Raw genomic sequence first — 23,039 nt, forward strand, 5'->3', positions numbered from 1 at the left:
AATCCGAAACAAATCTGCGTCTTAAATTGTTGGATAAGCCCTCGACCGATTAGTATTGGTCAGCTCCATGCATTGCTGCACTTCCACCTCCAACCTATCTACCTCGTCGTCTTCAAGGGGTCTTACTAATTGGGAAATCTCATCTTGAGGGGGGCTTCACGCTTAGATGCTTTCAGCGCTTATCCCGTCCGTACGTAGCTACTCAGCCATGCTCCTGGCGGAACAACTGATGCACCAGCGGTACGTCCATCCCGGTCCTCTCGTACTAAGGACAGCTCCTCTCAAATTTCCTGCGCCCACGACAGATAGGGACCGAACTGTCTCACGACGTTCTGAACCCAGCTCGCGTACCGCTTTAATGGGCGAACAGCCCAACCCTTGGGACCTACTTCAGCCCCAGGATGCGATGAGCCGACATCGAGGTGCCAAACCTCCCCGTCGATGTGGACTCTTGGGGGAGATAAGCCTGTTATCCCCAGGGTAGCTTTTATCCGTTGAGCGATGGCCCTTCCATGCGGTACCACCGGATCACTAAGTCCGACTTTCGTCCCTGCTCGACTTGTTGGTCTCGCAGTCAAGCTCCCTTATGCCTTTGCACTCTTCGAATGATTTCCAACCATTCTGAGGGAACCTTTGAACGCCTCCGTTACTCTTTAGGAGGCGACCGCCCCAGTCAAACTGCCCGCCTGACACGGTCCCCGTACCCGATTAGGGTACCAGGTTAGAACCTAGATACGATCAGGGTGGTATCCCAACGGCGCCTCCGCAGAAGCTTGCGCTCCTGCCTCTACGGCTCCCACCTATCCTGTACAGATCGTACCCAAATTCAATATCAAGCTGCAGTAAAGCTCCATGGGGTCTTTCCGTCTTGTCGCGGGTAACCTGCATCTTCACAGGTATTAAAATTTCACCGGATCTCTCGTTGAGACAGCGCCCAAGTCGTTACGCCATTCGTGCGGGTCAGAATTTACCTGACAAGGAATTTCGCTACCTTAGGACCGTTATAGTTACGGCCGCCGTTTACTGGGGCTTCGGTTCACAGCTTCGGACTAAGTCCTAACCGCTCCCCTTAACCTTCCAGCACCGGGCAGGCGTCAGCCCGTATACTTCGCCTTGCGGCTTCGCACAGACCTGTGTTTTTGCTAAACAGTCGCTTGGGCCTTTTCACTGCGGCCCCCTCGGGCTATTCACCCTACCGAGGCACCCCTTCTCCCGAAGTTACGGGGTCATTTTGCCGAGTTCCTTAACGAGAGTTCTTCCGCGCGCCTTAGAATTCTCTTCTCGCCTACCTGTGTCGGTTTGCGGTACGGGCACCTTCTCCTGGCTAGAGGCTTTTCTTGGCAGTGTGAGATCATGACCTTCGCTACTACAATTTTCGCTCCCCATCACAGCCCAGCCTTAATGGTGTGCGGATTTGCCTACACACCAGCCTCACTGCTTAGACGGACATCCATCAGTCCGCGTCACTACCCTCCTGCGTCACCCCATCGCTCATAGCGGATTACGGTGGTACAGTAATTTCAAACTGTTGTCCTTCGACTACGCCTTTCGGCCTCGCCTTAGGTCCCGACTTACCCTGAGCGGACGAGCCTTCCTCAGGAAACCTTGGGCTTTCGGCGGATCAGATTCTCACTGATCTTTTCGTTACTCATACCGGCATTCTCACTTGTATGCTGTCCAGCGCTCCTTACGGTACACCTTCAACCTGCATACAACGCTCCCCTACCCCAGATACATCGTATCTAGCCATAGCTTCGGTGGTGTGTTTAGCCCCGTTACATTTTCGGCGCAGAGTCACTCGACCAGTGAGCTATTACGCACTCTTTCAATGGTGGCTGCTTCTAAGCCAACATCCTGGTTGTCTGTGCAACTCCACATCCTTTCCCACTTAACACACACTTGGGGACCTTAGCTGATGGTCTGGGCTGTTTCCCTTTTGACAATGGATCTTAGCACTCACTGTCTGACTCCCGGCAAGAAGTTAATGGCATTCGGAGTTTGACTGAGCTTGGTAACCCTTGCGGGCCCCGCACCCAATCAGTGCTCTACCTCCACCACTCCATTCACCGAGGCTAGCCCTAAAGCTATTTCGGGGAGAACCAGCTATCTCCGAGTTCGATTGGAATTTCTCCGCTACCCCCACCTCATCCCCGCATTTTTCAACATACGTGGGTTCGGGCCTCCAGTGCGTGTTACCGCACCTTCACCCTGGACAGGGGTAGATCACACGGTTTCGGGTCTACGTCCACATACTCATTCGCCCTATTCAGACTCGCTTTCGCTGCGGCTCCGGCTTCTCACCTTAACCTTGCATGTTAAACGTAACTCGCCGGTTCATTCTACAAAAGGCACGCCATCACCCCTAGATTGGGCTCTGACTTTTTGTAAGCACACGGTTTCAGGTTCTATTTCACTCCCCTTCCGGGGTGCTTTTCACCTTTCCCTCACGGTACTGTTTCACTATCGGTCGCCAGGTAGTATTTAGCCTTAGCAGATGGTCCTGCTGGATTCATACGGGGTTTCACGTGCCCCGCACTACTCGGGATCCGTCTCGGAGAGAACACAGTTTAGGCTACAGGGCTTTTACCTCTATCGCGGGCCTTTCCAGACCTCTTCGCCTACCATATTCCTTTGTAACTCCATGTGAGACGTCCCACAACCCCAAGGGGCAAGCCCCTTGGTTTAGGCTGTTCCGCGTTCGCTCGCCGCTACTGACGGAATCACTATTGTTTTCTCTTCCTCAGGGTACTTAGATGTTTCAGTTCCCCTGGTCTGCCTCTATCTCCCCTATGTATTCAGAGAGAAGTAACTGCGAATTACCACAGCTGGGTTTCCCCATTCGGACACCCCCGGATCAAAGCTTGCTTACAGCTCCCCGAGGCAGTTTCGTTGTTCGCCACGTCCTTCGTCGGCTCCTGGCGCCTAGGCATCCTCCGTGTGCTCTTATTAGCTTAACCAATGCGTTTTCCGTTAGGAAAATCGCTAGCATCGCTATTAATATAAACTTGTTTACACAAGTTCAGCTTAAAGGAATGTTCTAAAACGCAAATTCGTTTCGGTATCCAGTTTTCAAGGATCAAGGTGTTACTATTGATGAAGTTTGTTGGTGGAGCCAAGCGGGATCGAACCGCTGACCTCCTGCTTGCAAGGCAGGCGCTCTCCCAGCTGAGCTATGGCCCCGCAAATTCCATCAAAACCGAACAAATGGATACGCGTTAAGTATCTTGGAAGCTAAGCTTCCGATTTGAATGTCACCGTTGCAGGTGACGATTCTCCATAGAAAGGAGGTGATCCAGCCGCACCTTCCGATACGGCTACCTTGTTACGACTTCACCCCAATCATCTACCCCACCTTCGGCGGCTGGCTCCCTTGCGGGTTACCCCACCGACTTCGGGTGTTGTAAACTCTCGTGGTGTGACGGGCGGTGTGTACAAGACCCGGGAACGTATTCACCGCGGCATGCTGATCCGCGATTACTAGCAATTCCGACTTCATGCAGGCGAGTTGCAGCCTGCAATCCGAACTGAGACCGGCTTTGCTGGGATTGGCTCCACCTCGCGGCTTCGCTTCCCGTTGTACCGGCCATTGTAGTACGTGTGTAGCCCAGGTCATAAGGGGCATGATGATTTGACGTCATCCCCACCTTCCTCCGGTTTGTCACCGGCAGTCACTCTAGAGTGCCCAGCCTTACCTGCTGGCAACTAAAGTCAAGGGTTGCGCTCGTTGCGGGACTTAACCCAACATCTCACGACACGAGCTGACGACAACCATGCACCACCTGTCTCCTCTGTCCCGAAGGCCGCCACTATCTCTAGTGGATTCAGAGGGATGTCAAGACCTGGTAAGGTTCTTCGCGTTGCTTCGAATTAAACCACATACTCCACTGCTTGTGCGGGTCCCCGTCAATTCCTTTGAGTTTCAGTCTTGCGACCGTACTCCCCAGGCGGAGTGCTTACTGTGTTAACTTCGGCACCAAGGGTATCGAAACCCCTAACACCTAGCACTCATCGTTTACGGCGTGGACTACCAGGGTATCTAATCCTGTTTGCTCCCCACGCTTTCGCGCCTCAGCGTCAGTTACAGCCCAGAAAGTCGCCTTCGCCACTGGTGTTCCTCCACATATCTACGCATTTCACCGCTACACGTGGAATTCCACTTTCCTCTTCTGTACTCAAGCCACCCAGTTTCCAGTGCGACCTCAGGTTGAGCCCAAGGTTTAAACACCAGACTTAAATAGCCGCCTGCGCGCGCTTTACGCCCAATAATTCCGGACAACGCTTGCCCCCTACGTATTACCGCGGCTGCTGGCACGTAGTTAGCCGGGGCTTTCTTCTCAGGTACCGTCACTCCGGTAGCAGTTACTCTACCGGACGTTCTTCCCTGGCAACAGAGCTTTACGATCCGAAAACCTTCATCACTCACGCGGCGTTGCTCCGTCAGGCTTTCGCCCATTGCGGAAGATTCCCTACTGCTGCCTCCCGTAGGAGTCTGGGCCGTGTCTCAGTCCCAGTGTGGCCGTTCACCCTCTCAGGTCGGCTACGCATCGTCGCCTTGGTGAGCCGTTACCCCACCAACTAGCTAATGCGCCGCAGGCCCATCTCCTTGTAGCAGATTGCTCCGCCTTTCATCCTTCGTCCATGTGAACAAAGGAATTATCCGGTATTAGCTACCGTTTCCGGTAGTTATCCCAGTCAAAGAGGTAGGTTGCCTACGTGTTACTCACCCGTCCGCCGCTAAGTTAATCCAGAGCAAGCTCCTTCATAACTCCGCTCGACTTGCATGTATTAGGCACGCCGCCAGCGTTCGTCCTGAGCCAGGATCAAACTCTCCAAATTGGTTTTTTCGAGCGGTCACTTCACCCGAATTACTCCGAGAAAATAACCATCCGAAAAAGATATTGAAAAGAGCGATTGCTCATTTTGAAACTGACGATTCATTAAATGAATCTTAAAAAATTAACGCGTTCCATTTGTTCAGTTTTCAAAGAACTTGCTCCCGGCTTTCAACGTTATGTCTCTTGCACAGGAATTAGATCATATCATGTTTCTGTATTGCTTGTCAACTTATTTCTTCTTCGCTGATCAAGTTCAGCGTCGATGCCTCATAAGCACAAGAGATAATATATCATGCTGAATGAGTGTTTGCAACCCTTTTTTATAAAATAATAAATTTACGCATAATTGGAACGACTTGGGCACAAATTGATTCCCATAACGCTTCGATTGTGGCTAAAATAGGATTTATCGGATTTCCATATATATGCTCGCCCATTAACCCGTTTGAAAGGAGCTCAGATGAATAAGAATTCTATACCCGCTGCTCCCTCTCTAGTTGCAAAAGACCGGGAACAACGCAATCTGCAACAGGATACTATTTACCGGATTTTACTCGCCGTAAGCTTTGTGCATTTATTCAATGATTCCATTCAGGCGCTTATCCCGGCGATGTTTCCTATCTTAAAGGAAAACATGCTGCTCTCCTATGCACAGGTCGGATGGATATCCTTCGCCCTGAACATCACTTCTTCGGTGATTCAGCCGGTAATCGGCTATGCCGCTGACCGTAAACCGCGACCGATCCTGCTCCCTCTGGGGATGTGCTGCACGTTCGCCGGAGTGTTCCTGCTCGCTTTTGCCGGAAATTACGTACTGGTCATCTTCTCCGTTATGCTTGTCGGCTTCGGTTCGGCTGCGTTCCACCCGGAAGGCATGCGTGTAGCTCATATGGCTGCAGGTCAGCGCAAGGGATTGTCGCAATCCATCTTCCAAGTGGGAGGCAACGCCGGACAATCTCTGGGTCCTCTTTTGATGAAATGGGTATTCATTCCCTTTGGGCAGATGGGTGCACTTGGGTTCACCGTCATTGCTGCCGCCGGAATTGCCGTACAGACCTATGTGGCCAAATGGTACCAAGAAATGCTTAATGCAGGCTATACGTTCCGCAAAAAATCAACTGGACGCACGCTTGACCCTGCCCGCAGCAAAAGCATTCTGACCGCAACCGTGATCCTGATCTTTATCGTGTTTGTACGCTCCTGGTACAGCGCCTCCATCGGCGGCTATTATGCCTTCTACTTAATGGATAAATACGGAATGAAGCTTGATGACGCTCAAATATACATCTTTATGTATTTGGCAGCCGGTGCAGTTGGCACCTTCTTCGGGGGCCCGCTAGCCGACCGCTTCGGACGGCGTAATCTCATCCTGATCTCTATGGTGAGTACGGTGCCTTTTGCGCTGGCGCTGCCTTTTGTAAACCATTTCTGGGCCGCTGTTCTGCTAATCATCTCCGGATTTGTCCTACTGTCCAGCTTCTCAGTAACAGTCATTTATGCACAAATGCTCTATCCGGGCAATATCGGAACCGTCTCGGGACTGATTACTGGACTGGCTTTTGGGCTTGGCGGGATCGGCTCGGTAGTTATCGGCGACCTGATCGACCGGATCGGAATTGCGACTGTGTTCATAGCTTGCGGCTTCCTCCCGCTGCTTGGCCTGCTTGCCCTGCTGTTACCCAATGATAAGACGCTGGAGAAATGGGCCGCTGAATAAGCAGCATGATTTCATCGCTTCGTCTCTCTTCTATATCTATATAGGTCCATAAGGGTCCATCCTTCTCTATTAGAGTAGGGTGGGCTTTTTTCACAGCAGAAGATATAAACTCTTAACAGCCAGCAGAATTATCCAACCGCCCTTTTTTAGGGTACAATTAATTAAAAGTTGAACTAATTGTCATAGCGCGGAAGGCTGAGGAGGAATGGCAATTGAAGAAAGCACTCACGAACATTCGTAAAGGATACGGGAAGAAGCTTGTCTCCATCCATATGTGGAATACCTGGCTGGTCCTGTTTCTGGCACTCAGCGGATTATTGCTGGTCGGCGGTTTCTGGCGGGAGCTTCTGGGTGAGGGCAGGGTGTGGCTAAAATGGGCCCATATCGCGTTTGGACTGGTGCTGCTGATTCCGGTCATTTATTATTTACTGCTTGCTGCAAAACACTGGAAAAGGCTCAAGGGGAAAAATGGGCAAAAGGCTAATGTGATTTTTGTGCTGGCCCTATTGATCGGGTGGATTGTGTCGGGTGTCGTACTCTGGCAATTCAGGCTTGCCGGGCCAAGAGCGGCCAATACCGCACTATTTATACACGATCTTCTGACTTGGGTTGGACTTCCGGTTATTATTTACCACTCTATTACCAGAGTCAAATGGCTCAAAGAACCGAAGAAACGCTCTATTGTACCAGAACCGGTAACATCGGCTAATGGAGCATCTGCTTCTAATGATGAGCAGAAACAGCCGGGAGCAGCCCATTTCCAGCAGCCGATGTATACCCGCCGCGGTTTCATTAAAGTCGCTGTGGGTGCCGGACTTGCGGTAACGCTCGGACCGACCTTTGTCCGCTGGATCGGCAAATCTTTTCAGTTGCCCGGCACCGCGGATTATGCAGCCAACAATGCCAACACACTAATCCCCGACCCTATTCCGCTGGCAAATTCAGCACCACCGATTGGTGGAGGAGCGGAAGGGAACTTCCGCGTATATACTGTAACCGATATTCCAGCATTCGATAATTCGAACTGGTCATTTACGATTGACGGGCTGGTGGACAAGAAGTTCACCTGGAACTGGGAGGAATTCGTCAAGCTGCAGCGCGAGGTGCAGGTCAGTGATTTCCACTGCGTCACCGGCTGGTCTGTCTACAAGAATACCTGGGAGGGTCTGCCCCTCTCCAAGCTGCTTGATCTTGCCGGAGTAAAAAGCCAGGCGGTGATGGTCAAGCTGTATTCCGGCGACGGCGTCTATACGGACTCCCTGACACTCGCACAGGCGCGAATGGAGGATGTTATGGTTGCCGTCATGCATGACGGCAAGCCGATTCCGAATCAGCTGGGCGGGCCTGTACGTCTGGTCACTCCGCAAATGTATGCCTATAAATCGGTAAAATGGCTTAACCGGATTGAACTCATTGATGAGGACCATGTCGGCTATTGGGAACAGCGGGGGTACGACAAAGACGCCTGGCTGCCTGGAGCAAATCGTGTATAACTGCGGCCAGCGCCTCTTTCAATTCCGAACGGCTATTGCTTTGTTCATCACTGAGGAGAATAAAGCGGCCGCCATCCCGCTGCCCGCAGTCATATAGTTATCCTTATCGGTACGGTCAAAACCCATCCATACAGCGGCTGTCCAATCCGGTGTGTAGCCGACAAACCAAAGATCCCGATTAGCCTTGCTGTCGACACCGGGAAGCGCTGCCTGAGTCGTTCCGGTCTTGCCGGCAACCGGAATGTTCATCCGCGCTTTTTTCCCGGTTCCTTGATTTACTGCATTGCGGAGCATGAACGTCATGCTTTCCGCAGTTCGCGCCGAGATCACTTGACGCTGGCTGGAGACATGCTTGTATAGAACCCGCCCGTGCGCATTGGTTATGCTGCTAATGGTATGAGCTTCATTAAACGTCCCCCCGCTCGCAAACACACTGTAGGCCTGGGCCATTTTCAGAGGAGATACCCCATTGTGGAGCCCGCCGAGCGCAATGGACAGATTATTATCCTCCTGCGGCAGTTCTAACCCCAGCTTTCCGGCAAATTGACGGGCGCTGAAGATTCCCACCTGCTTCAGCAGCCATACGGCCGGAGCATTGATGGATTGCTGGAGTGCCTGGTTCAGGCTAACTTGGCCACGGTATACGCCATTCAGATTACCCGGGCTGTAACTCCCGTAAGACTGCTTACGGTCGGGAACTATACTCGATGGAGTAAAGTTGCCGCTTTCCAGCGCAGGCCCGTAATCAATAATCGGCTTAAAGGCGGAACCCGGCTGGCGTGCGTCAATAATCGCCCGATTAAGGCTGCCCGTTTGGGGATTGCGCCCTCCCATCATGGCGGCAATTTCTCCGGTGTGATGATTGAGTATCACCATGGCCGCCTCGACCTGCTGGTTTTTCCCATCGGGAGGAAAGGCATCTGCGTTACGAAATGCTTGCTCCAGTGTTTTCTGGATGCCTGTATTCATCCCTGTCTTAATCCTGTAACCACCTGTTTGCAGCTCTTCCCTCGACTTACCCGTAAGCCGGGAGGCTTCTTTCAGCACAGCGTCAATATAGGAAGCTCCTGAGACCTCAGTCTCAAATTCTACTTGAGGGCGGTATTTCTGTTTGCGCGCGGCAACCATTTGCTGTGGGCTGATCAGCCCCCGCTGCTGCATGATTCCCAGAACAAGCTCCCTCCTCCCCTCGGAAACCGCGTTGTTCTCCGCAGGATTATAGATGGAAGGACCTTTCGGGATAGCCGCTAAAGCAGCGATTTGCGAAATCTCCAGCTTTTTTAGGTCACTTACACCGAAATAGTACTCTGATGCCGCCTTTATTCCATACTGCCCCCGGCCCATATAGATTTGGTTCAGATAAAGCTGCAAAATATCCTGCTTTGACAACCGTTTCTCCAAAGCTGTAGCAATGGAGGCCTCGTTCAGCTTGCGTAGCATATTTTTATCTCTGTTTAAATAGAGATTGCGGGCTAACTGCTGGGTGATGCTGCTGCCTCCCTCTGTTACTCTGAAGTTCACGGTATTGTTAATGGCGGCACGCAGGATTCCCGTATAGTCCAGTCCCTGATGGCTGTAAAACCGGCGGTCCTCGACTGCCAAAAAGGTGTCGATCAGCAGAGCCGGCATCTCTTCCAGCTGAGCCATCGTCCGATATCCCGATTCCGGCAGCGGAATTCGGCGCAGCACATTCCCCTCTGAGTCGGTAATGACGCTTGATTGATCTAAAACCAGCTTCCCGGCCTGACGGCTTACCACAGCCTCTCCATATACACGGACATAGAACAGCATTGCCAGCAGCAGTAACACGCCAATTACCGCAAGATCAAATCCGGTATAAAAAACACGCAGCAGTTTTCGCCGGGTGCCGGTATTCCCTCTGCTCAGCACTTTGCAATCAGGTTCACAAGGAACCGCTCCAAGCCCGCCGCTTCACGTTTCACCGCATCCACCTGAACGGCCTCTCCTTCTGCAGCCTTCAGCTCATCCAGCAAGCGCAGCAGCGTCTTCATCCTTAGTATGAGGGCCATACTCTCTTCACTGCTCCATCCCGCTTCTTCTGCATCTGCCGATTCAATCTCTGCTGTACCGGTGAGTTTTGTTTGCTGGCCTTTGTTCAGTTTCCGCAGATTAGCAGCCAGCCTGCCCAACTCTCCTCCGGTGGATACCTCCAGTTCCTTAAAGAAGCCATTCGCCGCAAGCTCATCCGATGCCTGCAGCAGCGCCTTGAAATCATCGGATAATTTTTGCGAACGCAGCAGAAAAAAGCCGCCGGAAAGAGCGGTAAAAAGAATTACTGCCAAAGGCAACCTGCCGATATGATTGATTATCCAATGCAATAAGCGGACTGTAAAAGCCCCGGAATCCGCGCTATGCCGCGAATATAGAAAGGAAACCACCGCCTGCAGCACCATAAGAACACCACCGCTGAGCAGCAAGCTTCCTCCAATAACATACAAATATCCGGTTCGTACCGTATTTAGTCTTCTCAAGTTTATCCCCTCCCGGTATCTGTGCATTTACTACTCCATGACACATAGAATACCGGCAAGTTCTTAAGAACCTCCCGCACAAGTTCTAAAGATTCTCTAAAGACTCCTCTGGAGACAACGGGAAGCGGGTGATAAAGTCGGTACGGTTCACATCGCTTTGGGCTGTAATTTCTCCATGGTGGCGTTCCACAATCCCTTTGGCTATAGCAAGTCCCAGCCCCGAACCTCCGGTATGCCGGGAACGGGAGCGTTCAGCCCGGTAGAATCGTTCAAAAATATGCGGAAGGTCGCTTTCGGCAATCATTTCTCCAAAATTGCTGATCCGCACGACCGCTTCATCCCCTTCCCGGGTGAGTACGATCTCCAGTTTTTTCCCTTCACGCCCGTAACGGATGGCATTGGTAATCAAATTTTCATAAGCGCGCAGCAACTCGTAAGGCGCTCCCTGAATCCATAAGGATTCTGTATGGTCCACCAGCTCATAGGCCATGCCTGCCCGGGCAAGCTCTGGAACCGCCTCTTCCGCCAGCTGCCGAATGAACGCCTTGAGGTCCAGCTGTTCTGCTGCAAGCGGCAGTCCTCCACTGTTGACACGGGTATATTCGAACAGATCATCAATCAGCTTACGCAGCACCAGTGCTTTCTGATAAGCAATACCTACATAATAGCGCACCTCTGTCTCTTCCCGGCAGCGGTCCTGCTCAATATAATCCAGATAACCCAAAACAGAGGTCAGCGGAGTACGCAAATCATGAGAGACCCCGGTAATCAGCTCATTTTTGGCCTGGATCGCCTTACGCTCTTCAAGCAGGGACTGCTGCAGCCGTTCGGACATAATATTAATATTCTCTGCCAGTACACCTAGCTCATCACTGGTCCGCACTTCAATCCGGTGTGACTCTCCCAGTTTGGTGATTTGCTGAATTCCCTGTGTGATCTCTTCAAGATAGGATACTACTTTTCGTGTGTACAAAAAAAAGAACACCAAAAAGCTGATAATGCCTACGGCTGTCATTACCGGTACTGAACCAATATGGTTAATAATCCATTTCAAAACCAGGGAATAGGGAGCCGACGGTGAACTCGTGTTCATGTGAAGCAGAGAATTCACCAGCCGGTAACCTCCCCATAACAGGATGGCTCCTGACAACATGCTGAGAATAAACGCCCAAATGAATTTCCAGCGGATAGTACTTATATATTTTGCATTCACAGCATTATCACCTCAAGTTCTCAGGATGGCCCGTCCAATTTATACCCGATCCCCCATACAGTTTGCACATAACGGGGCTGCTTTGGATCCAGCTCAATTTTCTCGCGGATATTGCGGATATGTACCATAACCGTGCTGCCTCCGTCCAGGAAAGGCTCATTCCAGATATTCCTGTAAATCTGCTCCATGCTGAGCACCTGACCCTGATGTCTCGCCAGCAGCTCCAAAATGGAAAATTCACGGGGTGTCAGCCTTACCTTACGTCCATCCACGCAGACCTCATGTTTCAATATGTCGATGACCAGATCCTCGAAGATCAGCTCATTGTCATTCATCCTTGGTTGGGTATCCTTGTTGAATTTATGATAGCGGCGCAGCTGTGATTTGGCCCGGGCCACAAGCTCCAGCGGATTAAACGGCTTTCCGACATAATCGTCGGCGCCTATACTGAGTCCAAGAATTTTATCCATATCGGAATTTTTGGCGGACAGCATGATGATCGGCATATTTTGCTCTTCACGGATTTTCATGCAGGCTTCTATCCCGTCCATCTTGGGCATCATCACGTCCATAATAATGAGGTCCACCTTCTCCTCTTTTAAATATTCCAGCGCTTCCTGTCCGTCAAAGGCTTTGAGCAGCCGATAACCTTCGTTGCAGAAATAAATATCCATCAGGTTAACGATCTCCCGCTCATCGTCCACTAGCAATATTGTTTCTTGTCTCACAGGTAGGTATCCTTTCCATTCCATAAGTGGTAATCTACCTTCTAATATATTAGAAATTATCCAATCTATAAACCCAAAAAAAGCCTCGTATCCCCATAAGGTATACAAAGGCTGGTATTACTCATTTTATTAGTTCCTTTAAATGCTCTTGAAGGAGGCATCATAAAGCCGGAACATTGTTTTGTAGCCCGACTCGTCAATCTTGATACCCACGTCCAGACGCCCGGTAATTTGCAGTGGGCCGGAGGTATGCCGGAGCTTGCTGCCTTCAGGCACAAAGACAATCATAATCTTGTTCCAGTAGGTCTCATCCCCATTATCAAAGGGACACTCCGCCCCGGGCTCTGGAATCAGCAGAAACCAGTTCTTCTCAAAGGAGAGGACTTCGCCCATAAAGCCCTTAATCGTAACCTCGCTGCCGCTGAGATCCCAGAACTGCTCCGAGGGGCGGGTCTGGTCACTGCCGTCGAAGAAGCCGTTCCAATCAATGGCAGTGTGGCCTGTGTTGGAAGTCTTCGATTGGGGCGCTGCGGTTGGGGCGGGGCTGGCCTCAGGGAGGGAGCTGGCTTGTGGAGACGGAGATGCAGCGCTGCTCTTTCCACCGTTCTTGTCTGCTTCACCTGTGTTAGCCTTTGACTTCGTTTCAGGTGCTGGAGATGCCGGGCTCTTGCTATTACTCTTGCTGGAGCCTACAGTCTTCTTCGATGTATCCTGAATAACTGCTGCTGGAGCAGAAGGTTTCGGCAAAGGTTTGGATGTACTTGGTGCGATGGATGACGCCGCAGCCAGTTCGGGTTCCGGTGAAGGTCCAGCTGTGGCCGTGGCGGCTTCTGGAGAGCGATCCATGGTTGGCGAAGCTGCCGGTGATTCTTTTGCAACTATGGGTACTTGTGTAGCTTCGGGTGATTGTGCCACATCCTCTGTTACCGGATTGTCCGCCTCCACCGCAGCAGCAAAGGACTCTCCACCGCCATCAGCTGCACTGTTCTGGCCGCATGCTTGAAGCAGCAGCAGGCTTGTAACAGCAACCGTCATCAGGATCAACCTACCCTTTAATGTTATCAAGTGAATGTACCTCCTAGGATTTGAACAAAGCAAGAGGATGCATCCGGTACATCCGGAATGCAGGCCCCAGCGAAGACAGCAGACCAATGGAAAGCGCCCCTGCAGCAATAAGCCAATGATCAGATGTCCACTGATAAGGTTCAATTTGAATGCCAGCTTGGGCGAATAGTGCATCCTTCAGCAGGTAAGCGCCAAGATGACCCAGCAGCAGTCCGGCGATAAGTCCGGTAGCTGTCACCAGCAGACCTTCGCTCGTTAAGGTCAACCATACATAGGCTCTGGATTTGCCGAGAAGACGCAATAACCCCACATCCTTGGTACGTTCCCCGACTGCGGCAATCAAAGACAGCAGGATCGCTATCGCTGCCAGAATTACGCATAATGCCGTGAGCACACTCAATAGCTGTGCTCCCTGATCAACAGCGTTCAGCACGTCAGAAACCGCCTGGCTTGTATAGGCAGCCTGAACTCCATTACTGCCATCCAGCACCTCTTTCAAATCATGGGCCCCCAGCAGACTGGCCGGTTTAACCAGCACGGCTGTAATCTCCCGCTCCTCAGGAGGCAAGCCATGTACGGCCCAGGCATAATCTACGGTCGTAAATACTGCGCGGTCATCAGGGGTATGAAGGGCCGGAAGAATACCCACAACGGTATACTGGAAGCTTTCATGTGCGTGTTCTTCGCCATGTTCTTCGCTATGTGTTTCGTCCGGGGAATCTCCAGCCGCCTCGGCAGCATGGTCTTCCTCATGCTCTTCCTCATGATTTTCCTCATGCTCCTCTGTGTGTTCCGCCTCCGCAGTTTCATGGCTGTCTCCCTGAACAAGCCCATGTGCGCCCGTAAATGTATCTCCAATGTGCAGACCCAGAGATTCCGCCACATACGATCCAATAATGGTCTCACCGGTGTGCGCATATAAATTCCCGTCCTGAAGGTGACGGTCGCCGTAACGGGTAACAAAATATCCGGAGTCCATGCCTACGATCGGAAAACCTTTATAATTATCTCCCGTTGTCATCGCAAAGGCCTTATCCACATCCTGATCCTGCTCCACTTGATCCAGAACAGCAAGCGGGATATTGCCTGTCGGAGCACCGATATGATAAAAGGTATTCAGTACAAGCTGGGTTTCACTTCCGGCTGCACCAATTACGAGATCGAACGGACCATACCCTTTTTTGGCGCCTTGCTCAACGCTTTGCCGGGACAAGGATAGCAGGACGATAAAAGCAACCGTAACTGCGACCGCACATACCGTCAACAGCGACAGAAACCGCCGATGCAGCAAATTACGCAGTGTTAATTTAAAGAGACTCATACAATCCCCTCTTCCGTTTCTCCCGGCTGCTCTGGAGTTTGGGCGCTGATTCCCGGCGTATCCGGTTAATCTCTTGAATGTTCAGACAGCGGGGAAAACGGTTCGCCATATTGAGATCATGCGTTACAACAATTAAGGTATGTCCATGAGCGACGCTGAGATCCAGTAAAAGCGAGGCAATTTCATCTGCCGTTTCCCAGTCCAGACTGCCGGTGGGTTCATCCGCCAGCACAAGCGGCGGCTCATTCACGAGCGCCCGCACAATCGCTACCCTCTGCTGCTGCCCGCGGGAAAGCTGGGAGGGAAGATGCCGGCCCCGGTCTGCCAGACCTACCTGATCCAGCCAATCGTCAACTACCCTTCTTTTCTCCTTAAGCGGAAGCTTTGCGGTCATAGCAATCTCCACATTCTGCCTTGCCGTCAATGAGGGGATCAGATGGAAATCCTGCAGCACATACCCGATATTGGAAGCCCGGAAAACATCACGCTTCGCCTCTGTGAGCTCGCGTAGCGGCTTGCCGTCCACGACAATCCCGCCGCTGTCGGCCAGCAGAATTCCGCTGATCAGATGCAGAAGAGTGCTTTTACCGGACCCGCTGGGTCCGGTAATCGCTACATTCTCTCCTTTTTCAACACTCCATTCAGGAATATCCAGTATCGGCACATTTCTTCCGTCTACACGAAATTGCTTTTTCAAATCGTGAATTTGGAGCAACAGAGCCACTCCTATCTCAATTTAATACGTTCGGACAAGGCATCCCAAGTCAAGGTTGTGCCCTTCAGCTGGCTGAATGCACTAAGCGGCAGGTACAATACGCCGTTATCGATATCAACGATATAAGAAGCAGCCTTGCCGTTCAGCTTAGCGGTTTTGTCTGTTAGATTCACATCAATTACATTCTTCTGCAATGTCAGCTTCGCAGCGGCAGCATCCCCTTTGTAAGTGCCTCCCAGCGCCTTGATCAAAGCTTCAGCAGGATAGAGTACTTTGTTGTCGCGGCTGATTTTGAACTTCGGATATACGTATTGGGATTGCAGCTCTGCGGAACGTTTGTTCAAATCAAGGCCCAGTATGCTGGCACCCGCCTTCGCGATCTCGGTGTTGTCCACCTGTCCTTTTACCTGCTCCGCAATCGGACCATAAGCCCAGACACCCACATCTACTGCGGAATGGCCATGGCCTGACCAGCCCACCAGCAGACGTTTGGAAACCACTGCATTGTAGGCTCCTTCACGTTTATACGAAGACCCGTCGCCTTCCATAATTTGTGCAACCTCTTCGTCTGTAAGATCGGTAATCCATGTATTGGCTGTTACGATGCTGCGGATCTCTTCTGGTGTCTGTGCTGCTTCCAGAGCGGCAGCCAGGCTTTCCGAGGAATGTTTTTGCTTATCCCACAGGTCGATATTAATTTCGTAAATGTTGTCGCGGGAGAGGGACAGTCCGCCCGTTTCATGGTCGGCTGTGACCACAACGGAGGTGTTGCCGTTTTTCTTCGCGAAATCAATCGCTGTCTTGACCGCCGCATCGAAGTCAAGTGCCTCCTGGACAAGTGTCGGCAGATCGTTGGCATGACCGGCATGGTCAATCCGTCCGCCTTCAATCATCATGACAAAACCCTCTTTATCCGCCGATAAAATATTCAGCGCTTTGGAGGTCATTGTCGCCAGGCTTGGAATTTCCGCTGTACGGTCCGGAACATAAGCCACGTGGGAACTGCCGAACAGGCCCAGCACCTTGCTGTTTTTGGAGGTAAGCGCATTTAAGGCTGTTTTATTTTCAACTACAGTGTAGCCTTTGGCTTTAAAATCAGGGAGGATGTTCTTATCCGTCCGTTTGCCCTTTTCATCTTTGGTTACAAAAAACTGCTTGCCCCCGCCCATCAGAACATCAACGCCGCTCTCCAGGTATTGCGAGGCAATCGCCGATTCATTATCACGGCTGCGGACATGGGAGGCGTAGACAGCTGGCGTCGCGTGAGTAATCCGGGCTGTGGTAACAAGTCCTGTTGCTTTGCCGCTCGTTTCCGCAGCCTCAATAATGGAGGCAAACGGTTTGGATACATCTTCATTGGAAACGCTGATGCCTGCGTTGTATGTTTTGTGGCCTGTAGCAAATGCAGTACCGGCTGAGGCGGAATCTGTAACGATCCCCGAAACGATTTTCCCGCCGTCCTCACCACGGTCTGCATATGTAGTCGCTTGTCCCACGTAGTACGGATCAAGATTAAGATGGCTGACTCCCTTGGTGTATTGCTGAAAATATCTTGCGGCAGAAATTTGGGCCGGACCCATGCCGTCACCAATTAGTACGATAAGATTTTTGGACTGGGCTTTTGCAGCTCCCCCAGAAGTTTTAGCACTTTGTGCCGCTCCGGCCAGTGTAGCTCCTGAAACTACAGCTGCTGCCAATCCTCCAATTACCACACTCTTCATCAGCTTTTTCATTATTAACCCCTTCCTTGTTATAAAGATCTTTAACCAATCTTACCTTCGAAAGGTTAACCAATTGTCAACTGTAGTCAGGGGTTGTATTAAATTATCAACTGTTCATATATCACCGGAAATAAAAGGCTCTCTACTTCAGGATAATGCTGCTGTTTCAGATGTACCCATTGAACTATACATACTTACCTTTCACAAAAAAGCCCTGTGACCTTTCGCAGGAAGCGAAATGATCACAGGGCTTTGTATCTTGCTGTTCATTGCTATTCAGTATTATGCTGTATAACGGTCTAAATCTCCAGCAGCCGGATCAGTTCTTCCTCATCCTCAATGACCTGAATGCCCAATTGCTGTGCTTTGGTCAGCTTACTGCCCGCTTTTTCACCGGCGATGACCAGATCGGTTTTCTTGGAGACACTGCCCGATACCTTGGCGCCAAGTGCCTCGAGACGTTCCGCAGCTTCCTCACGGGTAAGCTTCTGCAGCGAGCCGGTTAACACTACGGTCTTGCCGCTGAAGAAGGAATCGGTACTCACCGGCCGCGGAGCCTCAGGCGCCTTAGCTTCTACACCCAAAGCCAGCATGCGGTTAATGCCCGTTACCACAAAAGGATCAGCGAAGAAGCCCACGATGCTCTCTGCCACAATCCCGCCGATATCCGGCAATCCAGATAATTCCTCTGCTGTAGCAGACATTACAGCCTCCAGACTGCGGTAATGATCGGCCAGCATCCGTGTGGTTGCTTTACCGGTATTCGGAATGCCTAGGGCAAAGAGGAACGAGGCTAAATCACGCCCTTTGCTCTCTTCCAGCGCCTTCAGCAAATTGTCTGCTTTCTTCTCACCGAAGCGATCGAGCTTGACCAGCTGTTCAAAATTCAGTTCATATAAATCGGCAGGTTCCCGCACATTCAGCTCTTCGTGCAGCTGCCCGGCCGTCTTGTCGCTGAAGGTCTCAATGTCCATCGCATCACGGGAAGCGAAATGGGTGATCCGTCCGATAATCTGCGGCTTGCAATCCAGCTTGTTGTTGCAGAAAAGATGCGCGCCGCGCATTTCGAGCGGGAAACCACATGACGGACAATTCTCGGGGAATACAATTTCCCCGCCGTCGCTTTCTTCCGTCACCTTGCCAAGTATCTCTGGAATGACATCATTGGAGCGGCGGATAAACACCCGCGTGCCCAGCGCATGCTTAAGATTCTTGCGTTCGATATCTCCGACGTTATTCAGCGTGCAGTTCTGGACAGTAACTCCAGCCAGTTCTACCGCCTCCACACGGGCCAGAGGTGTGACTTTGCCTGTGCGGCCTACGTTCCAGCTGACTGACTCCAATATCGTCGTCGTTTCTTCAGCTTCGAACTTGTAGGCAACCGCCCAGCGCGGGAATTTATCGGTATAACCCAGCGCTTCGCGGATACGGAAATCGGTAACCTTGATTACCGCACCGTCAATCAGATAGTCCAGACCGGAACGGCTCTCTTCAATCTCCGCCAGCTGCTCTGTAACCTCGTCAAAGTTAGCGAAGTAGGTGAGGTACGGATTCACCTTAAACTGGTTGGTCCGCAGGAAATTCATCATCTCCTGATGATCGGCAAACTGCACCCCTTCAGCATAACCCACGTTATAAAAGAAAGCATTTAGCCTGCGGTTCGCCGTAGTCTTAGGATTAAGGTTGCGCAGCGCTCCGGCAGCGCCATTGCGTGCATTCTTCAGCGGTTCGGCCGCCCGTGTATTGTAGTCGGCCAGCACCGACAGGTTCATAATCCCCTCGCCCTGCACTTCGATAAGACCTTCCTTGAACGGAATCGTCAATGGAACAGACTTGATCGTCTTCACCTGAGCCAGTATGCCTTCACCCGTCACTCCATTTCCTCTTGTCGCCGCCTGCACTAACACACCGTCACGGTAGGTCAGGTTCAGGGTCAGGCCGTCGAATTTCAGTTCGACGGCATAACAAGGCTCGGGCAGAGGTGTATCCGGATTCTTCGTGTTGTAGTCGTTCACGAGACGCAGCACACGGGTATTCCAGCTCCGCAGCTGCTCAATATTCTGCGCTTTATCCAAACTCCATAGTGGAGCAAGGTGACGATGCGGGGTAAAGCCTTTCAGCAGTTCCCCTCCCACACGCTGGGTAGGAGAATCCGGCAGCACAATGCCGCTCTCTGCTTCCAGGGCCACCAGCTTATCGTAAAGCACATCATATTCCTTGTCGCTGACCTGCGGCGCATCCAGCGTGTAATAATGATAATTGTATTGATTCAGCTCAGCCACAAGCTCTTCCATCGTATGCATAACGTCCATCCGGGCGTATCCCTCCGTCATAAGGATAATGTAAAGCATGTGAATGATACTTCTACCTTATCTTTATATTCTAAAAATGCATTCGTTAACCGTCCCCGGATTATTCGACTTTAGTAATCGGGGCAAAACCCGCAAGCAGCCGTTTCACACCGACTGGTGCCGGAAAAGCAATTTGCAGCTCCGTGTCGTTGCCGCTGCCTTTCACGGACACAATGGTGCCGGTACCCCATTTGCCGTGGGCTACCTTGTCGCCGGCTTTATACTCGCCTGGCGCCGCGGCCCCCGCTCCTGATGCGCGCTGTGCGCCGCTTCCGGAGGTTACGGTCACGCGGCCTGATCCGGCCGCTGACGCTGTGCTGCCGCCAAAGCCGGCGGTCCCGCCGCCTGCCGGCGCATCCCCGGCAGCGCCTCCGCGGCTGCCGAAGTTCCCCCTGGCGCCGCCGGTGAAGCCACGGCCGCCATAGGCACCGCCAACCTCCGCGCCACCGCGCCGGAAGCGGTCCGAAGCAGAGCCGGTATCTTCCTTAAGCTCCTCCGGAATCTCCTCCAGAAAGCGGGACGGCGGGTTGGCCGTCGTCCGCCCGAACAGCGTGCGGCTGCGGGCACAGCTGAGGAACAGCTGTTTCTCTGCACGCGTAATGCCTACATAAGCCAGCCGCCGTTCTTCTTCCAGTTCATCATTGTCCTGGAAGGCGCGGCTGTGCGGGAATACGCCCTCTTCCATCCCGATAATAAACACGGTCGGGAATTCCAGCCCCTTCGCGCTGTGCATGGTCATCAGCACTACAGCATCGTCGCGTTCCTCCTCATCGTCATTCACACTGTCGATGTCAGCAATCAGCGCCAGATCCGTGAGGAAGGAGACCAGTGACTTGTCTTCGTTATTCTTCTCGAATTCCATCGTCACGGACAGGAACTCATCGATGTTCTCCAGCCGTGAGCGGGATTCTAGCGTATTCTCATTCTGCAGCTCCAGCCGGTATTGCGAGAGCTCCAGAATCTTCTCCGTCAGCTCCGTTACCGAAAGGAATTCGACCATCCGGTGCAGCGCTTCGATCATATCATAGAACTCCACCAGCGTATTGCGCGTCCGTCCGGCAAAGCCCAGATCGTCCACCGTCTGCAACACACGGAAGATGGATACCCCACGTTCTGCTGCTGCTACAGCTAGCTTGCCTACAGTAGTGTCACCAAGTCCACGCTTTGGCACATTGATAATACGCGTCAGACTGATGTCATCATCCGGATTGGAGAGCAGGCGAAGGTACGCCAGCAGATCCTTGATTTCTTTACGGTCATAGAACTTGATCCCGCCGACGATCTGATAAGGAATGTCCGATTTGATCAAAATTTCTTCGATTACGCGAGACTGTGCATTCGTGCGGTACAGGATGGCATGATTCTGGTAAGCCTGGCCCTGCTTGGCATTTTTACTGATCTCTCCGGTGACAAAATAACCTTCATCATGCTCGGAGTCGCCGCGGAACACTTTGATCTTCGGACCTTCCTCTGAATCCGTCCACAGCTTCTTCGGTTTACGTCCGGAGTTCAGCGCAATTACGCCGTTGGCTGCATTCAGAATATTGGAGGTCGAACGGTAATTCTGCTCCAGCAGAATCGTCTTGGCTTCCGGATAGTCTTCTTCGAAATTAAGGATATTCGTAATGTCTGCTCCGCGCCAGCGGTAAATCGACTGATCGCTGTCACCAACTACGCAAATCCGGTGATGGCTTTCCGCCAGCATACGGCAAAGCATGTATTGCGCACGGTTCGTATCCTGATACTCATCCACATGAATGTATTTGAACTTTTTCTGGTAGAAATCAAGTACCTCAGGCACTTCCTTGAACAATTGGATCGTCTTCATAATTAAATCATCAAAATCCAGCGAGTTGTTGCTTCTCAGCCGATGCTGGTACTTGGTGTACACTTTAGCAACAAGACCTTCAAAATAATCGCCAATCTTCTGCTCGTATTGCGCCGGAGTAATCAGCTCATTTTTGTTTGTGCTGATGACGGCCTGGACAGCCTTTGGCTCAAATTTCTTCGTATCGATATTCAGGTCTTTCATACAGTTGCGGATGACGGACAACTGGTCTGTAGAATCGAGAATTGAGAAATTGGAGGTGAAGCCAATCCGTTCTATATCCTTGCGCAGAATCCGTACACACATCGAGTGAAACGTGGATACCCATATATCCCGTCCTTCTGTTCCAACCAGCTTCGAGACACGGTCCTGCATCTCCCGGGCCGCCTTATTCGTAAAGGTAATCGCCAGAATTGCCCACGGCGGAGCCTTGCGGTTCGCAATCAACCAGGCAATGCGGTGGGTAAGCACCCGGGTCTTGCCGCTGCCCGCGCCGGCCATAATCAGCAAGGGACCTTCAGTAGCTTCTACAGCCTGGCGCTGTGGAGGATTAAGCCGGCTTACGGCTTCCTGTATGTTAACAAGTTGCATGTGTGACATGCTCCTTTCTCAGTTTAAGCTTAAAATGTCATGAGCAGTGCTATCTCAAACTTGCTACTCCCAATGCATCTGCGGGGTCTTCTTTACCGCCTGCACAGTGAGCAGTGCTTGCTGTATATCCTGGTAAATAATATTCCCCACCACTACGGTATCGCAGAGGGCAGCTGCCTGCTCAGCCTCAGCCTCGCCGGTAATACCGCCCCCGTAAAACAGCTGGCTGTTCTCCACCATCTCTCTTACCGAACGAACCGTCTTCATATCACCGAACATGCCGCTGTATTCAAGATACACTACCGGAAGCTGCATCAGCTTGTCTGCAATCTGGGCATAAGCCGCAGCCCCCTCGGCACTAAGCGAATGGTCTGCACCCGTAAGCCGTGCTACGGAAGAATCTCCATTCAGGACAATATATCCTTCAGCCAGCAGCAGTTCCCATGGAATCAGGCTTCCGTAACGCTGAATGGCTTTGCGGTGTTGGCCAATAATCCAGGCCGTGTCTGGTGTATTAAGCACCATAGGAATCATATACAAATCAAAGCCGGGAACGACTGCCTCCAGATCCGAAATCTCCAGTGCGCAAGGCAGCTCATAACGCCGCAGCCGGTTCAGCAGATCAATAGTATTCTCATAAGTCACACCGGTGGAGCCCCCAACCAAAATCGCATCGGTTTCGGACAGGCAAATGGCCTCCAGTTCAAGGTCTCCGAGCGCACGGTCCGGATCGAGCTTAAAAACATGCCGCCAAGGCTGTATCAGTTGCCGCATCATATTCATCAATCGTCCATCTCCATCATTCATCTAGCAAGCCAAATACACTCCCGCTACCGCAAAAAGCCGTAACTCTAGTCTATGCCAGCGCTAAGGGGAGTGTCAATTTAAAGAGCGAAAAAATGCGAACATTTTTTCGCCTTTTTATAATATAAGAATTCATTGTTTTATGCTAAAGATCAGTCTTATCTT

Annotated in this window: 13 protein-coding genes, 1 tRNA gene and 2 rRNA genes; 2 read left to right on the plus strand and 14 right to left on the minus strand. The window is 51.6% G+C overall.

The window, feature by feature from the left end; translation table 11 throughout:
* Positions 1-29: 29 nt before the first annotated feature.
* The 3 genes from NSS79_RS30930 to NSS79_RS30940 all read right to left on the minus strand — a co-directional run bounded on the left by NSS79_RS30930 (position 30) and on the right by NSS79_RS30940 (position 4,836).
* Positions 30-2,957, minus strand: a 23S ribosomal RNA gene (locus NSS79_RS30930).
* Between the two features lie 147 nt (positions 2,958-3,104).
* A tRNA-Ala gene (locus NSS79_RS30935) sits at positions 3,105-3,180 on the minus strand.
* Positions 3,181-3,280: 100 nt separating this feature from the next.
* Positions 3,281-4,836 (minus strand): 16S ribosomal RNA (locus NSS79_RS30940).
* The 16S and 23S rRNA genes sit together here with 1 tRNA gene alongside, the layout of an rRNA operon.
* Positions 4,837-5,295: 459 nt before the next feature.
* Between NSS79_RS30940 and NSS79_RS30945 the strand changes: the two genes are divergently transcribed.
* Positions 5,296-6,552: an MFS transporter gene (locus NSS79_RS30945; RefSeq protein ID WP_342437352.1), complete on the plus strand. Its 1,257-nt coding sequence runs from the start codon at positions 5,296-5,298 to the stop codon at positions 6,550-6,552.
* A 212-nt stretch (positions 6,553-6,764) separates the two neighbouring features.
* Positions 6,765-8,045 (plus strand): molybdopterin-dependent oxidoreductase, encoded by a 1,281-nt coding sequence (locus NSS79_RS30950; RefSeq protein WP_342437353.1) that lies wholly within the window; start codon positions 6,765-6,767, stop codon positions 8,043-8,045.
* An 18-nt stretch (positions 8,046-8,063) separates the two neighbouring features.
* Here NSS79_RS30950 and NSS79_RS30955 read toward each other — a convergent pair whose 3' ends face one another.
* The 11 genes from NSS79_RS30955 to NSS79_RS31005 all read right to left on the minus strand — a co-directional run bounded on the left by NSS79_RS30955 (position 8,064) and on the right by NSS79_RS31005 (position 22,844).
* Positions 8,064-9,935 carry a PBP1A family penicillin-binding protein gene (locus NSS79_RS30955; protein ID WP_342437354.1) on the minus strand — a complete coding sequence of 624 codons (1,872 nt, stop codon included), beginning with the start codon at positions 9,933-9,935 and terminating at the stop codon, positions 8,064-8,066.
* Positions 9,929-10,537 carry a hypothetical protein gene (locus NSS79_RS30960; protein WP_342437355.1) on the minus strand — a complete coding sequence of 203 codons (609 nt, stop codon included), beginning with the start codon at positions 10,535-10,537 and terminating at the stop codon, positions 9,929-9,931. The genes NSS79_RS30955 and NSS79_RS30960 overlap by 7 nt, the downstream gene beginning before the upstream one ends.
* An 85-nt stretch (positions 10,538-10,622) precedes the next feature.
* The gene (locus NSS79_RS30965) at positions 10,623-11,750 is read right to left on the minus strand and encodes a HAMP domain-containing sensor histidine kinase (protein WP_144024468.1); all 1,128 of its coding nucleotides are present in this window, start codon (positions 11,748-11,750) and stop codon (positions 10,623-10,625) included.
* Between the two features lie 20 nt (positions 11,751-11,770).
* Positions 11,771-12,478 carry a response regulator transcription factor gene (locus NSS79_RS30970; RefSeq protein WP_038600934.1) on the minus strand — a complete coding sequence of 236 codons (708 nt, stop codon included), beginning with the start codon at positions 12,476-12,478 and terminating at the stop codon, positions 11,771-11,773.
* Positions 12,479-12,616: 138 nt separating this feature from the next.
* Positions 12,617-13,543, minus strand: coding sequence for a hypothetical protein (locus NSS79_RS30975; protein WP_342437356.1), 927 nt, complete (start codon positions 13,541-13,543; stop codon positions 12,617-12,619).
* Between the two features lie 13 nt (positions 13,544-13,556).
* On the minus strand, positions 13,557-14,864 hold the full coding sequence (locus NSS79_RS30980; protein ID WP_342437357.1) for an ABC transporter permease: 1,308 nt from the start codon (positions 14,862-14,864) through the stop codon (positions 13,557-13,559).
* Positions 14,851-15,588 (minus strand): ABC transporter ATP-binding protein, encoded by a 738-nt coding sequence (locus tag NSS79_RS30985; protein WP_342437358.1) that lies wholly within the window; start codon positions 15,586-15,588, stop codon positions 14,851-14,853. Before NSS79_RS30985 ends, NSS79_RS30980 begins: the two co-directional genes overlap by 14 nt.
* A 2-nt stretch (positions 15,589-15,590) precedes the next feature.
* Positions 15,591-17,312: an alkaline phosphatase gene (locus NSS79_RS30990; RefSeq protein WP_342437359.1), complete on the minus strand. Its 1,722-nt coding sequence runs from the start codon at positions 17,310-17,312 to the stop codon at positions 15,591-15,593.
* 287 nt (positions 17,313-17,599) lie between these two features.
* A complete protein-coding gene (ligA, locus tag NSS79_RS30995; protein ID WP_342437360.1) occupies positions 17,600-19,612 on the minus strand; it encodes an NAD-dependent DNA ligase LigA in 2,013 nt (670 codons plus the stop codon).
* Positions 19,613-19,712: 100 nt separating this feature from the next.
* Entirely contained in the window at positions 19,713-22,070 is a 2,358-nt protein-coding gene (pcrA, locus tag NSS79_RS31000) for a DNA helicase PcrA (RefSeq protein WP_342437361.1), read from the minus strand.
* A 63-nt stretch (positions 22,071-22,133) separates the two neighbouring features.
* The gene (locus NSS79_RS31005; RefSeq protein ID WP_342440472.1) at positions 22,134-22,844 is read right to left on the minus strand and encodes a heptaprenylglyceryl phosphate synthase; all 711 of its coding nucleotides are present in this window, start codon (positions 22,842-22,844) and stop codon (positions 22,134-22,136) included.
* Positions 22,845-23,039: the final 195 nt, after the last annotated feature.

It is taken from the genome of Paenibacillus sp. FSL L8-0436 (genome assembly GCF_038593025.1).
Lineage (GTDB): Bacteria > Bacillota > Bacilli > Paenibacillales > Paenibacillaceae > Paenibacillus_AQ.